We start from the raw sequence: 12,412 nt of genomic DNA, 5'->3' as shown, positions 1-12,412 counted from the left end.
ACCGTTCCGCGCCGTCCGTCCCCCACCCGGCCGCACCCGCACGCCGAGCTCTGCCCGCGCTGTGGCGGCCAGCTCGCCGTCAATCAGGACGGCTGGAAGATCTGTCACGCCTGCGGCTATGCCTCGCCGCCCGGTACAGCCCCTCCTCCACGGGCCGCTCGCGGGGGTATCGTCGCCCCCACAGTCGCCACGCCCCGGAGGGCACGATGAACTCGGTCCGAGTCACGGCGATCGCCTGCCTGATGCCGCTGTCCGAGCTGGACGAGGATCCGTTCCTGGTCGATGACCGCAGCCAGCACGACATGTGCAAGCAGTGGGCGGCGGCCCGTGACTACCACCTGACCTGCCAGCTCAGCCTGCATCAGCTGCGCGCCGACCACAGCGCACTGTGGCGTGATGTCGAAGAGGGCCTGGTCGATGTGTTCGTGGCGCCCAACCGCCGGGCGCTGGAGAACGCCATCGACGGCGCGGACGAGTTCACCGCGCGCTGCGCCGCGGCCGGCGTCCGCCTGGAGACCGCCGACCTCGACGAGCCGGTCTACACCCTGGCGATGAAGTCGCATGTGCACCGGCGGCTGTCGATGCCGACGGCGGGCTACAACGGCTGCTGAGCGGGCCGTGGCCGGGGCGCCGCCCGCGCACGCAAACGCGAGAAGGGCCGGGTCACCCCGGCCCTTCGTCACGTCATACGGGCGTACGCACCGCGGCCGGTCACTCCGGCCGCTTGGGGCGCCAGACCACCAGCGCGCTGCCCTGCTGCACATCCTGATACGGCACCAGATCGCGCCGATAGGAGGCATGCACCGCCGCCTCCCGCTGCTGCATCGCGCTGGCCGCGCCCTCCAGGGCGCCCTGCAGCTCGATGACCCGCTGCTGCAGGGCCGCGACCTGGTTCTCCAGCTCGATGATGCGCTTGATGCCGGCGAGGTTGATGCCCTCGTCCTGGGACAACTGCTGCACCGTACGGAGCAGTTCGATGTCCCGGGCCGAATAGCGGCGGCCCCGCCCGGCCGTGCGGTCGGGCGAGACCAGCCCCAACCGGTCGTACTGCCGAAGGGTCTGCGGATGCAGGCCGGAGAGCTGAGCCGCGACGGAGATGACGTACACCGGCGACTCATCGGTCAGTTCATAGGGGTTACGACGCTGCCCGCCCCGGCTGTCCATCTCAAGCTCCCTTCGCGGCCTGGAACAGCTCCGCCCGCGGGTCCGGCCCCGCGGTCGCCTCGCGATAGGACTCCAGCGACTCCTTCGCCTTGTCGCTGAGGTCACCGGGGACCAGCACCTCGATGGTGACCAGCAGATCACCGCGGGTGCCGTCCTTACGGGCCGCGCCCTTGCCCCGGGCCCGCATGGTGCGTCCGTTGGGGGTGCCGGCCGGCAGCTTCAGCGTCACCGGCGGACCGCCCAGCGTCGGCACCTTCACCTCACCGCCGAGCGCGGCCTCCGGGAAGGTGACCGGCACCGTGATGGTGAGGTTGTCGCCCCTGCGGCCGAAGACCGGGTGGGCGTCGACATGCACGACCACATACAGATCGCCCGCCGGGCCGCCCTGCTCGCCCGGGGCGCCCTTGCCGCGCAGCCGGATCCGCTGCCCGTCGGAGACGCCCGCGGGGATACGGACCTGCATCGTGCGGGCACTGGTCGCCCGCCCGCTGCCCTTGCAGACCTCGCAGGCGTCCTGGGCGATCAGGCCCCGGCCCTTGCAGTCGGCGCACGGGTCGGTGAGCGAGAAGCCGCCGCCCGCGCCCCGGCTGACCTGGCCGGTACCGACACAGGTCGGGCAGACCCGCGGGGTGCCGTTCTTGTCGCCGGTGCCGGAGCACGCCTTGCACGGCGCCTGGCTGGACATCCGCAGCGGGACCGTGGCCCCGTCGACCGCCTCGGTGAAGCTGAGCGTCACCTCGGACTCGATGTCCTGGCCACGGCGCGCATGGGTACGGGTACCGGCGCCGCCGCGGTTGAACAGGCCGCCGAAGACGTCGCCCAGGCCACCGCCGAAGCCGCCGCCCTGGCCGCCCTGCCCCTGGCCGCCGCCCCCGAAGAGGTCGCCCAGGTCGAAGTTGAAGCTGCCGCCTCCACCGGGGCCCGGACGGTAGCCGCCGTTGCCGAACAGGGTGCGCGCCTCGTCGTACTCCTTGCGGCGCTTGCTGTCGCCCAGGACGTCGTTCGCCTCGGAGATCTCCTTGAAGCGCTCCTCGGCCTTGGCGTCGCCCTTGTTGGCGTCCGGGTGGAACTCGCGGGCGAGCTTGCGGTACGCCTTCTTGATCTCCGCTTCGGTGGCGTCCTTCGGGACGCCGAGGACCTTGTAGTAGTCCTTCTCGACGAAGTCCTTGGTGCTCATCCCCGACGTCCCTCCTTCCGCACGGTTTTCGTTTCTGTCCTCACGTCAGCCCTCTTCCGGGCCACCGCTCTCCTCGTCCGAAGCCTTGGCGTCCTCGTCGGAGGTGGACTTGGTGCTCTGCGCACCGGGCTGCGGCTCGGCGACGGCGACCCGCGCGGGGCGGATCGTTCGTTCACCGATGCGATACCCGGGCTGCAGGATCGCCACGCACGTGGTCTCGGTGACATCCGGTGCGTACGAGTGCATCAGCGCCTCGTGGATCGTCGGGTCGAAGGGCTCGCCCTCCTTGCCGAACTGCTGCAGTCCCAGCTTGGCGACCACGGTCTCCAGCGATTCGGCCACCGACTTGAAGCCGCCGACCAGTTCGCCGTGCTCGCGGGCGCGGCCGACGTCGTCGAGGGTGGGAAGGAGCTCGGACAGGAGGTTCGCCGCGGCGATCTCCTTGACCGTGACCCGGTCCCGCTCCACCCGACGGCGGTAGTTCTGGTACTCCGCCTGGAGCCGCTGGAGGTCCGCAGTGCGCTCGTTGAGCGCCGTGCGTACCTGGTCCAGCTGCGCCTGGAGCGCTACGTCCGGTACGTCCCCGGCCGGGGCCGAGCCCGCCTTGTCGGCGGACTCGGCCTGCGCCGCGTCTTCGGAAGCGGCGTCAGAGGGGACGTCGGGCTTCTCGTCGAAGCCCGGGGTCTCCTCCGTCACGCGGCACCATCCTTCTTCGGCTTCTCGTCGTCGACGATCTCGGCGTCCACGACGTCGTCCTCGGCCTTGGCCTGCTCACCGTCAGCGGCGCCCTCGGCACCCGCAGCGGCCTCCGCGCCCTGGGCGTCGGCGTACATGGCCTGGCCCAGCTTCTGGGAGACGGCCGCGACCTTCTCGGTGGCGGTGCGGATCTCCGCGGTGTCCTCACCCTTGAGCTTCTCCTTCAGCTCGGTGAGGGCCTCCTCGACCTCGGTCTTGACCTCGCCGGGAACCTTCTCCTCGTTGTCCTTGAGGAACTTCTCGGTCTGGTAGACGAGCTGCTCGCCCTGGTTACGGGACTCGGCGGCCTCGCGGCGGGCGTGGTCCTCGTCCGCGTACTTCTCGGCCTCCTGGCGCATCCGGTCGACCTCGTCCTTCGGCAGCGAGGAGCCGCCGGTGACGGTCATCTTCTGCTCCTTGCCCGTGCCCAGGTCCTTCGCGGTCACGTGCATGATGCCGTTGGCGTCGATGTCGAAGGAGACCTCGATCTGCGGGACCCCGCGCGGGGCCGGCGGCAGACCGGTCAGCTCGAACATCCCGAGCTTCTTGTTGTACGCCGCGATCTCGCGCTCGCCCTGGTAGACCTGGATCTGCACGGACGGCTGGTTGTCCTCGGCCGTCGTGAAGATCTCGGAGCGCTTGGTCGGGATCGTGGTGTTGCGCTCGATGAGCTTGGTCATGATGCCGCCCTTGGTCTCGATACCGAGGGACAGCGGGGTGACGTCCAGCAGGAGGACGTCCTTGACCTCACCCTTGAGCACACCGGCCTGGAGGGTGGCGCCGATGGCGACGACCTCGTCCGGGTTGACGCCCTTGTTGGCGTCCTTGCCGCCGGTCAGCTCCTTGACGAGCTCGGCGACGGCGGGCATACGGGTGGAGCCGCCGACCAGGACCACGTGGTCGATCTCGGACAGGTTGATACCCGCGTCCTTGATCACGTTGTGGAACGGGGTCTTGCAGCGGTCCAGGAGGTCCGAGGTGAGCTGCTGGAACTGCGAGCGCGTGAGCTTCTCGTCCAGGTGCAGCGGGCCCTCGGCGGAGGCGGTGATGTAGGGAAGGTTGATCGTCGTCTCGGTGGAGGACGACAGCTCGATCTTCGCCTTCTCAGCGGCCTCGCGCAGGCGCTGCAGGGCCATCTTGTCCTTGGCCAGGTCGACGCCGTGGCCGTTCTGGAACTGCTTGACCAGGTAGTCGACGACGCGCTGGTCCCAGTCGTCACCACCGAGGTGGTTGTCACCGTTGGTGGCCTTCACCTCGACGACGCCGTCACCGATCTCCAGCAGCGAGACGTCGAAGGTGCCGCCACCGAGGTCGAAGACCAGAATGGTCTGGTCGTCCTTCTCCAGGCCGTAGGCCAGAGCGGCCGCGGTGGGCTCGTTGACGATCCGCAGGACGTTGAGGCCCGCGATCTCACCGGCCTCCTTGGTGGCCTGGCGCTCGGAGTCGTTGAAGTAGGCCGGAACGGTGATGACCGCGTCGACGACCTTCTCGCCCAGGTACGCCTCGGCGTCGCGCTTGAGCTTCTGCAGGATGAAGGCGCTCATCTGCTGCGGGTTGAAGCCCTTGCCGTCGATGTCGATCTTCCAGTCGGTGCCCATGTGGCGCTTGACCGACCGGATGGTCCTGTCGACGTTGGTGACCGCCTGACGCTTGGCGACCTCGCCGACCAGCACCTCGCCGTTCTTGGCGAAGGCGACAACGGACGGCGTGGTCCTGGCGCCCTCGGCGTTGGTGATGACGGTGGGCTCACCGCCTTCGAGAACACTGACGACGGAGTTCGTCGTGCCCAGGTCGATGCCGACCGCACGTGCCATTTCAATTCCTCCAGCTGACTTGAGTGGAACAGGCTCAAGAGTGCAGTACCGAAGAAAACCTGTCAACAGACCTGAGTCTGGGGCGCTCAACTTTTATGTCGCCCTTACCGTCACCAGGCCTCCACCGGAGGACGCCGAGGCCCCACACAGGGTTGCCTTCGCGACGCAGATCACCGGCCGGGCGGCTTCATGGGGCGGAGGAGAATGGGTAACCTCAGCGGCAGACCCAAAAAGTTACCGCTTAGTAGTTCCCACCGTTTTCCGCTCTCGCAGGTACGAGGAGCCTCCCATGCAACTCGCCGCGATCATCGTGTCGCTGGTGCTCATCGCGGTCGCCGTGGCGCTGTTCGGCCGCGCCCTCCTGCAGATCTACCGCCAGATGCGACTGGGCCAGCCGGTGCCCGCAGGCACCCGGACCGACGCTCCCGCCCAGCGGACCGTCACGGTGGCCAAGGAGTTCCTCGGCCACACTCGCATGAACCGCTGGGGCATCGTCGGCGTGGCGCACTGGTTCGTGGCGGTGGGCTTCTTCACCCTGCTGCTGACGATCGTCAACGCCATCGGCCAGCTCTTCCAGGCCGACTGGCTGATCCCGGTCATCGGCGGCTGGCTGCCGTGGGAGATGTTCGTCGAGGCGATGGGCACGATGACGACCGTGGGCATCCTCGCCCTGATCGTCATCCGTCAGCTGAACCGCCCCGGCGGCGCGGGCCGCAAGTCCCGCTTCGCGGGCTCCAACACCGGCCAGGCGTACTTCGTCGAGACCGTCATCCTCATCGTCGGCATCTGCATCGTGACGCTGCACGCCCTGGAGGGCGCCCAGCACGGCGTCGACCACTACGAGCCGGCGTTCTTCGTCTCGTACCCCCTGGTCGCGTTCTTCAAGGGGATGAGCCTCGGCACCCTGCAGAACCTCACCTACTTCTTCGCCGCCCTCAAGATCGCGACGTCCTTCATCTGGATGATCACGGTCTCGCTCAAGACCGACATGGGTGTGGCCTGGCACCGCTTCCTCGCCTTCCCCAACATCTGGTTCAAGCGCGAGGCGGACGGCGACGTCGCCCTCGGTGCCCTGCAGCCGATGACCAGCGCGGGCAAGCCGATCGACTTCGAGGACCCGGGCGAGGACGACCAGTTCGGTGTCTCCCAGGTCGAGCACTTCTCCTGGAAGGGCCTGCTCGACTTCTCCACCTGCACCGAGTGCGGCCGCTGCCAGTCGCAGTGCCCCGCCTGGAACACCGGTAAGCCGCTGTCGCCGAAGCTGCTGATCATGGCGCTGCGCGACCACGCACACGCCAAGGCGCCGTATCTGCTCGCGGGCGGCGGCAAGGACATGGAGGGTACGGAGCAGGCGACCGCCGAGCAGCTCGCCGACGTCCCCGCGTCCGCGCTGGCCGAGGCCGAGCGCCCGCTGATCGGCACCCTGGAGGAGAACGGCGTCATCGACCCGGACGTCCTGTGGTCCTGCACCACCTGCGGCGCCTGTGTCGAGCAGTGCCCGGTCGACATCGAGCACATCGACCACATCGTCGACATGCGCCGCTACCAGGTCATGATCGAGTCCTCGTTCCCGTCCGAGGCGGGCACGATGCTCAAGAACCTGGAGAAGAAGGGCAACCCCTGGGGCCTGGCCAAGAAGCAGCGTCTGGCCTGGACCAAGGAGGTCGACTTCGAGGTTCCGGTCGTCGGCCAGGACGTCGAGGACCTCACCGAGGTCGAGTACCTCTACTGGGTCGGCTGCGCCGGCGCCCTGGAGGACCGCGCCAAGAAGACCACCAAGGCCTTCGCGGAGCTGCTGCACATCGCGGGCGTGAAGTTCGCGATCATGGGCGGCGACGAGAAGTGCACCGGTGACTCCCCGCGCCGTCTGGGCAACGAGTTCCTCTTCCAGCAGCTCGGCGCCGAGAACGTCGCCACGCTGAACGCCGCCTTCGGTGAGTCCCTCAACGAGGACGGCGGGGTGGACGAGTCGACCAAGAAGCCGAAGTCGTCGAAGAAGATCGTCGCGACCTGCCCGCACTGCTTCAACACGATCGCGAACGAGTACCCCCAGCTGGGCGGCGAGTACGAGGTCATCCACCACACCCAGCTGCTCCAGCACCTGGTGGACGAGGGCAAGCTCACCCCCGTCACCCCGGTCGAGGGTCTGATCACCTACCACGACCCCTGCTACCTGGGCCGCCACAACAAGGTCTACACCCCGCCGCGCGAGATCATCGCCAAGGTGCCGGGCCTGCGGAACGAGGAGATGCACCGCCACAAGGAGCGCGGCTTCTGCTGTGGCGCCGGCGGTGCCCGGATGTGGATGGAAGAGCGCATCGGCAAGCGCATCAACAACGAGCGGGTCGACGAGGCGCTGTCGCTGAACCCCGACATCGTGTCGACGGCCTGCCCCTTCTGCCTCGTGATGCTGACCGACTCGGTCAACGGCAAGAAGAACGACGGCAAGGCGAAGGAATCCATCCAGGTCGTCGACGTGGCCCAGCTGCTGCTGGACTCCGTCAAGACCCCCGTCGACCCGGCGGGCGACGAGGAGCCGGAGGACGCTCCGGAGCCCGAGCCGGTGAAGTAACGGCACGGGCAGGAACGTTGGCCGGCGGCCGGTCCCTTTCACAGGGGGCCGGCCGCCGGCCTTTCCGGACGGCCGGTGGGGCCATTGCGGGGCGGCGGGCCACCGGAGAGCATCGGGTGCCGCGGCCGGCGACACGACAACAGGCTTATGGGTGGGGTGGATACGGCATGGGAAGACGGATCGCCGCGACGGCAGGGCTCGGGCTGGCTCTTCTCCTCAGCTCCTGCGGTCTGCTCTCCCCCGCCGGCGACGCACGTCCCTCCTCGCCCCACCGCGCCTCCTCGCTGCCGCGGGCGCGCCCCGTCCCCGCCGGCCACGGCAGCCGGACCGCCACCGACTTCAACGGCGACGGCCACCCCGACCTCGTCCTCGACAGCCTGCTCGCACCGTCCGGAGGCCATGACGACGACCCGGGCATCGGCATCGTCTACGGCTCCGCGCACGGACTCGGCCTGGCCACCCGGGAGTTGCTCACCCCGGCCCGCCACGCCGCCCCCACCGCAGGGACCGTCCCCGCGTCCTTCGACGCCGAGACCGTCTGCGATCTCGACCGGGACGGATTCAGCGACCTGGTCGTCACCACCGACCCGCCCTACGACGGCATCGGCCGCCCGCCCGTCCCCGTACAGCTCCTCTTCGGCTCACCGCACGGCCTCGGCCCTGCCCGTGCCGTGAAACTCCGCATCCCGGACCGGGCGAGATTCGGCAACGAATGGCCCGACCAGCCGGTCTGCGGCGACTTCGACGGCGACGGCGCGCCCGACCTGGCCGTCACCGCCTCCGGCCCCCGGATCAGCTATCTGCGGGGCCCGTTCACCCGCACCGGCGCCCCGAAGGCGGCCGGCGCACCGGTCGACATCCCCGGCACCGCCCTCGCGACCACCGCACCCCTGTCGTCGTCCGACATCGACGACGACGGCACCGACGACCTCCTCGTACGGGCCGCCGACCCCGGCCGCCGCGCCCGCAGCCGGCTCGCCCTCGGCGGCCCCCGGGGCCCGCTCCGTGCCGGCCCGGCCGCCTACCCGCCCGGCTACGCCACGGTCTTCGGCCGCTTCGCCGGGGCCGGGCGGGGGGTGACCTCCGTCACCGCCGACACCGGTGGTCTGCTCTCCGTCGGCGGCCGCCCCGGCAGAATCCGTACCGGCACGGGCCGGATCCCCACCCTCGCCGCCGGTGATGTGGACCACGACGGCAACCCTGACCTCGTCGTGGCCGGCAGCCGCCCCGCCCTGCTGAGCGGCACCGCGAACGGGCTCTCCACGACCGCCCGCCGCCTGCCCGTGCCCCGCCTTCCCGGCTCCGGACGCCCGCACTCCACGGTTCTCGCCCTCGCCGACTTCGACGGTGACCACCGCGCCGACCTCGTTCTCCTCACACAGCGCGACCGCACCCACGACAGGGTGACGGTGCTGCCCGGCGGTCCGTCAGGACTCGCCGCGCGGCCCGCCCACTCCTTCACCACGGCGGATTTCACAGCCCCCTGACGGTGCGCCAGCCAATTGTGGCCGGTGGCTAATACACTTGTCCCGGCGCGGGACACATCCGAGCATGACGCCATGAACACAGACACGGGCAGGGCCACGGCCGACGATCCGAGCGCCCTGGTGCGCCCCGCCCCACGCGAGACGCCGCCCGCCCCGCCCGTCACGGTCCGGCTCGCCCTCCCCACCGACGCCCCCGCGATCGCCGCCGTCCACCAGGCGTCACGGCAGGCCACCATGCCCTACCTGCCGCCCCAGCGCCGTACCCACGAAGAGGTCACCCGCTGGATCCGGGAGATCGTGCTGCCGCAGTGTCACACCCTCGTCGCCGTCCGTGGCACGGTCCTCCTCGGCTATGCGTCCCTGCAGGGCGAGCTGCTCGAACAGCTCTACCTCCGCCCGGAGGTCCGGCGCACCGGCATCGGCTCCCTCCTCCTCGCCGAGGCACGACGGATCCGCCCCGACGGCCTGTACCTGCATGTCTTCCAACTCAACACCGATGCAAGGGCGTTCTACGCCCACCACGGTTTCCGGGTGGTGGCGGCCAACGACGGCAGCGCCAACATGGAGAACCTGCCGGATCTCACCCTCCGCTGGACACCGGACCCCGGCCCCCGGCCCCCTCGGGGAACCCCCTAGGGGATGTCACAGGTCAGCAGCAAACCGGGGCCCGAACCCCCTGCTCCGCCACCCAATCCACGCGGACCAGGTACTTTCGAGTACGTGGCTGGATTCAGGATGGGTCGCGGACGGGATGCCCGCCCCGCGCAGAACGGACAGCAGGGGCAGCAGGGGCAGCAGGCTCCGTACGGGCAGCAAGGGCCGTACGGGCAGCAGCCCCCCTCGCCGCCTGGGCAATGGCAGCCGGCACCGCAGCAGTACGGCGGCGGACCGCAGGGGCAGCCGCAGCCGCACGGGCAGTACGGCGAGCCCGAGTACTTCGGCGACGGTGGCTATGAGCCCCAGCAGCAGTCCTACGCACCGTATACGAACGACAACAACCCTGGACACACCCAGCAGTTCAGCGTCGGCGACGCCCCGGACGCCTACGGTGCACCGGCCGGCCGGTACGACGGCGGCTCCGACCAGTACGGGGCGGGCGGCACCTACCGCGCCGGCCAGACCAGCGCGCCCCCGGCCGGCCCCCGGCTGCACTGGAAGCAGCTGCTCCCCGGCATCGTGCTGCGCCCCGACGCCACGTTCTGGCAGATGCGCGACCACCAGGCGTGGGCCCCGGCGCTGATCGTCACCTTCGTCTACGGCCTGCTCGCGGTCTTCGGCTTCGACAAGGCCCGCGAGGATGTGCTGAACGCCACCCTCTCCAACATCATCCCGTGGGTAGGTATCACCGCGGTGATGTTCATCATCGGCGCCCTGATCCTGGGCGCGGTCACCCACACCATGGCCCGCCAGCTCGGCGGCGACGGTGCCTGGCAGCCGACCATCGGCCTGGCCATGCTGATCATGACGATCTCGGACGCGCCCCGGCTGCTGTTCGCGATGTTCCTCGGCGGCGACAGCACGCTGGTCCAGGTCCTGGGCTGGCTGACCTGGCTCGCCACCGGCTATCTGCTCACCTCCATGGTCAGCAAGTCGCACGACCTGCCGTGGCCCAAGGCGCTCGGCGCCGCCGCGATCCAGCTGGTCGCGCTGCTCGCCCTGGTGAAGCTCGGCACCCTGTAGGCCGCACCGGCCACGGCAAGGGGCCCGCCCCGGAGCACTCGGCTCCGGAGCGGGCCCCTTGCGTATGCCGGGCTCGCTCCCTCCGGGCCTCAGGCGAACCGCTGCCCGGCCGACCCGTCGCACCCCTGCAGCCGCAGCGGTTCCTTCGCCCCGGCCAGCGTCAGGCACAGCGAGGGCGCGGCGGCCGGCCGGAGCGTGCCGCCGTCGGCCCGTACGAACTGCTGGTTGGCCGCGCCCGAGCAGTTCCACAGCACCAGCCCGGCCCCGGCCGTGTACCGCGCGCCCGGCACGTCCAGGCACCGGTCCTGGGTCAGCTCCACATGCAGCGACCGCTGCCCCGCGTCGTACCACCAGCCCTGGTTGCGCTGCCCGTGGCAGTCCCAGCCGCCGACCGCCGTGCCATTACGGCTGGCGCCCCCGGCCGCATCGACACAGCTCCCCGTCCCGGCGTTCTTCAGCGGCCGGTAGGCGTCGTCCCAGGCCCCCGGGTACAGCTTCGGCTGCCCGGTGCTCGCCGGATCGGCGCAGGCCGCCTCGCGCAGCCCCGACGCGTACAGCTGGGTCAGACACGAGGCGAACGCGCCGTGCCCGCGGGCGTTGGGATGGAAGGACTGCCGCACCGAATTCGAGTTCGGCGGGAAGGGGTTGGAGAGGTTCACATACAGCCCGCGGGCCCAGGTCTCCTCCATGCACACCTCGTGCCCGTGGAACAGCCGCGAGGCATCCAGATAGGTCGCGCCGGAGTCCCGCGCGGCCTTCCGCACCCCCTTCTCGAACGCCGGCACGGCGGCATTGCGCCCCCAGCCCGCGTCGGAGGTGTAGCCCGTGCAGCCGCCCGGCAGCTTCCCCGGATACCGCGGGTTGTCCTCGACGTCCGGCCCGATCGGGCTCGGATACGACATCACCACGAGCCGGTAGTCGCCGTCCGCGTAGCCGGCGTCCCGCATCACGGTCCGCAGATCGCCGACCGTCTTCCCGACCTTCGGCACCAGCCCGTCGACCCGTGCCTGCCAGCCCGGCTGGTACTTCGGCTCACAGGTGCCCTGCAGCAGGAACCAGCGGGTGACACAGTCCGTCATCACCGGCCCGAACTGCAGATCGTCATTGGCACCGGCCACCAGGAGCACCATCTTCAGCCGGGTGTTACGGGCCGCGATGGCGAGGCTGTCGCTCTGCACCAGCTCGTCGGCGTACTGCTTGCTGCCGCCGATCACGATGTTGCCGGTTCCCGCGCCCGAGCAGGCGGCGTTGTACGTCACCTCCGCCGCGATCCCGGTCCGGTGGATCGCCGAGTCCGGCGACCGGTGACACCAGTTGTCCGGACCGTCCGTCCCCGGCTCGTACGTCCCGACGCCCTCCCCCGAGATCTCACTGTCCCCCAGCGAGATCAACGAGGTCTTGCGCTCCCCGAGGGGCCGCTGGGCCGAATCCCCGTAGAGCCGGTCCGCCTCCCGGGCCCGGATCTTCTCCAGCTCGGGCGCCAGCGGCTTGGCGGCCGTGGCGCCGGCCGCTGCCGTGCCGCCCGTGGCCCCGGGGCTGGCGCTCGCCCCACCCGCCGCCACGGTGCACACCATGGTCAGGGCCGCCGTCGAGGTCGCCACGGCGGTCCTCAGCCGCCGCCCGCGCCCCGTCCGCAACCCGTATCCCGTACTCCGCCCACGTAACGCCCACCGCCCGCGTCTCGCACGCACTATGGGGCCTCCCTTCCGGTCTGCCGTCACCGCGGGTTGTACTCGGAGGTAGGCAACAGCGGAACACCGGGAACGGGATTGGCCGAAAGCGG

The 12,412-nt window shown here is 70.3% G+C and carries 10 protein-coding genes; 5 read left to right on the top strand and 5 right to left on the bottom strand.

Annotated features, from left to right (window positions below; translation table 11 throughout):
• Positions 1 to 206 precede the first annotated feature (206 nt).
• Entirely contained in the window at positions 207 to 611 is a 405-nt protein-coding gene (locus SLV14N_RS21440) for a hypothetical protein (protein WP_018092400.1), read from the top strand.
• Positions 612 to 711: 100 nt separating this feature from the next.
• Here the strand turns inward: SLV14N_RS21440 and SLV14N_RS21435 are convergent, their stop codons facing one another.
• The 4 genes from SLV14N_RS21435 to dnaK are packed head-to-tail and all read right to left on the bottom strand — an operon-like array spanning position 712 to position 4,890.
• Positions 712 to 1,164, bottom strand: a complete 453-nt coding sequence (locus tag SLV14N_RS21435) for a heat shock protein transcriptional repressor HspR (protein WP_018092399.1) — start codon at positions 1,162 to 1,164, stop codon at positions 712 to 714.
• 1 nt (position 1,165) lies between these two features.
• Complete coding sequence (dnaJ, locus tag SLV14N_RS21430) at positions 1,166 to 2,341, bottom strand: molecular chaperone DnaJ (RefSeq protein ID WP_263270652.1); 1,176 nt, start codon at positions 2,339 to 2,341, stop codon at positions 1,166 to 1,168.
• A gap of 45 nt (positions 2,342 to 2,386) precedes the next feature.
• Positions 2,387 to 3,037, bottom strand: coding sequence for a nucleotide exchange factor GrpE (grpE, locus tag SLV14N_RS21425; RefSeq protein WP_093648156.1), 651 nt, complete (start codon positions 3,035 to 3,037; stop codon positions 2,387 to 2,389).
• Positions 3,034 to 4,890 (bottom strand): molecular chaperone DnaK, encoded by a 1,857-nt coding sequence (gene dnaK, locus SLV14N_RS21420; protein ID WP_208682824.1) that lies wholly within the window; start codon positions 4,888 to 4,890, stop codon positions 3,034 to 3,036. The genes grpE and dnaK overlap by 4 nt, the downstream gene beginning before the upstream one ends.
• Positions 4,891 to 5,179: 289 nt before the next feature.
• Between dnaK and SLV14N_RS21415 the strand changes: the two genes are divergently transcribed.
• The 4 genes from SLV14N_RS21415 to SLV14N_RS21400 all read left to right on the top strand — a co-directional run bounded on the left by SLV14N_RS21415 (position 5,180) and on the right by SLV14N_RS21400 (position 10,629).
• Positions 5,180 to 7,462: a (Fe-S)-binding protein gene (locus tag SLV14N_RS21415; RefSeq protein ID WP_263270649.1), complete on the top strand. Its 2,283-nt coding sequence runs from the start codon at positions 5,180 to 5,182 to the stop codon at positions 7,460 to 7,462.
• Positions 7,463 to 7,629: 167 nt separating this feature from the next.
• Positions 7,630 to 8,949 carry a VCBS repeat-containing protein gene (locus SLV14N_RS21410; RefSeq protein ID WP_263270647.1) on the top strand — a complete coding sequence of 440 codons (1,320 nt, stop codon included), beginning with the start codon at positions 7,630 to 7,632 and terminating at the stop codon, positions 8,947 to 8,949.
• Positions 8,950 to 9,021: 72 nt separating this feature from the next.
• Complete coding sequence (locus SLV14N_RS21405; RefSeq protein ID WP_208682818.1) at positions 9,022 to 9,585, top strand: GNAT family N-acetyltransferase; 564 nt, start codon at positions 9,022 to 9,024, stop codon at positions 9,583 to 9,585.
• 99 nt (positions 9,586 to 9,684) lie between these two features.
• Positions 9,685 to 10,629 carry a Yip1 family protein gene (locus SLV14N_RS21400; protein WP_263273235.1) on the top strand — a complete coding sequence of 315 codons (945 nt, stop codon included), beginning with the start codon at positions 9,685 to 9,687 and terminating at the stop codon, positions 10,627 to 10,629.
• A gap of 89 nt (positions 10,630 to 10,718) precedes the next feature.
• Here SLV14N_RS21400 and SLV14N_RS21395 read toward each other — a convergent pair whose 3' ends face one another.
• Complete coding sequence (locus SLV14N_RS21395) at positions 10,719 to 12,203, bottom strand: ricin-type beta-trefoil lectin domain protein (protein WP_272578543.1); 1,485 nt, start codon at positions 12,201 to 12,203, stop codon at positions 10,719 to 10,721.
• Positions 12,204 to 12,412 lie beyond the last annotated feature (209 nt).

It is taken from the genome of Streptomyces sp. Je 1-4 4N24 (assembly GCF_026239515.1).
GTDB lineage: Bacteria > Actinomycetota > Actinomycetes > Streptomycetales > Streptomycetaceae > Streptomyces > Streptomyces nigrescens.
Note: the sequence above shows the minus strand (reverse complement) of the source record. Positions and strands in the feature narration are given on the sequence as shown.